Source organism: Pelotomaculum propionicicum, assembly GCF_004369225.1.
GTDB classification, from domain to species: Bacteria; Bacillota; Desulfotomaculia; order Desulfotomaculales; family Pelotomaculaceae; genus Pelotomaculum_B; species Pelotomaculum_B propionicicum.
Window position 1 is genome coordinate 1 of record NZ_QFFZ01000149.1, and the last position, 816, is coordinate 816.

Sequence of the window (816 nt, forward strand, 5' to 3'; positions counted from 1 at the left end):
GGCCGGGATTTTTTTGACGGACGCTGCAACATTGGCTTCTGGCACTGGGAACTCCCGGAATTCCCCGAAGAGTGGGCCGGCAGCTTTAAGCTTGTCGATGAAGTATGGGTTCCATCCAGGTTCGTCCAGGATAGTATTGCAAGAAAATCTACCGTACCGGTTGTCCGGATTCCCCACGCCATAGAAATCAACTGCCCTCCGAATATTGACCGCAGGTACTTTACCCTGCCGGACTCGTTTTTGTTTTTAGCCATGTACGACGTGCACAGCCAACAAGAAAGAAAAAACCCCAAGGCAGTCATAAAGGCGTTTAAAAAAACCTTTGCCGGCGAAGATCTTTCAGTGGGATTAGTTTTAAAGATAAATAACACGAAGACAAATCCCGAAGAGATTCGCCAGCTAAAAGAACTTATTGCAGATTGCAAAAATGTTTATATTATCGATAACGTTTTGAGCCGGGATGAAATAAACGCCCTGATGAACGTTACCAACTGTTTTGTGTCCTTACACCGTTCGGAAGGGTTCGGTTTGGGGCTGGCGGAGGCGATGTGCCTTGGCAAGCCGGTTATCGGCACGAACTGGTCCAGTAATACTGATTTTATGAACAATCAGAACTCGTGTCCGGTAAATTACCAAATCGTTAGGGTGGGCCAGGACTGCGGCCCCTATAAAGCACACCAGTTTTGGGCGGAGCCTGATGTTGAACATGCCTCTTATTTTATGAAAAAACTTGTCACCGACAGTCATTTCTATCAAATAATCGGTTTGAGCGGGCAGAAAACCATCCATACAGAATATTCTCCAAAAGTAGTGGGC

Annotated in this window: 1 protein-coding gene; it reads left to right on the forward strand. The window is 46.4% G+C overall.

Going from position 1 to position 816, the window contains the following annotated elements; translation table 11 throughout:
- A partial coding sequence (locus Pmgp_RS19285; protein ID WP_134216307.1) for a glycosyltransferase occupies nt 1–816 on the forward strand: 816 nt, incomplete at both ends.